General features: G+C 65.1%; 1 protein-coding gene. It reads left to right on the forward strand.

From position 1 onward, the window contains the following. Nucleotides 1-654: integrase core domain-containing protein (locus HMPREF2863_RS10610; RefSeq protein WP_246828885.1), on the forward strand; the 654-nt coding region annotated here is incomplete at both ends.

Below are 654 nucleotides of genomic sequence, written 5' to 3' on the forward strand. Positions count from 1 at the left end.
CTTCGTACTGTGGGGCGGTGGCTGCACCGGGCCGGGATCTCCCGCCTACGGGACCTGACCCCTACCGGAGAAGACCTGCGCCAACGACCCCAGAAGATCACCGCGAGAGGGCCGGGGCACATGGTGCACCTGGATGTGAAGAAGATCGGGAAGATCCCAGACGGGGGCGGCTGGCGCACCCACGGACGTGACAGTGAAGCAGGCCGTGCTTCCAAGCGTGGTGCAGGCCGGCGGGTCGGGTACACGTACCTGCACTCGGCGATCGACGGGTTCACCCGCCTGGCGTACACCGAGGCACTGGAGGACGAGAAAGCGGTGACCACGATCGGGTTCTTCTGCCGGGCCCGCGCGTTCTTCGCCGCCCACGGGATCCGGACCGATCGGGTGATCACGGACAACGGGAACAACTACCGGGCCGCCGACTTCACCACGAAGGTGACTTCACTGGGCGGTCGGCATCACCGGATCCGCCCGTACACTCCCCGCCATAACGGGAAGATCGAACGGTACAACCGGTTGATGGTCGATGAGGTCCTCTACGCCCGCTCTTACCGCTCAGAAGCTCAGCGGCGTGAGGCCCTGGCGGTGTGGGTGAATCACTACAACTATCATCGGCCTCATACTTCCTGCGGAGACGCTCCTCCGGCCTCACTG

The organism is Micrococcus sp. HMSC067E09 (genome assembly GCF_001812555.1).
GTDB lineage: Bacteria > Actinomycetota > Actinomycetes > Actinomycetales > Micrococcaceae > Micrococcus > Micrococcus lylae.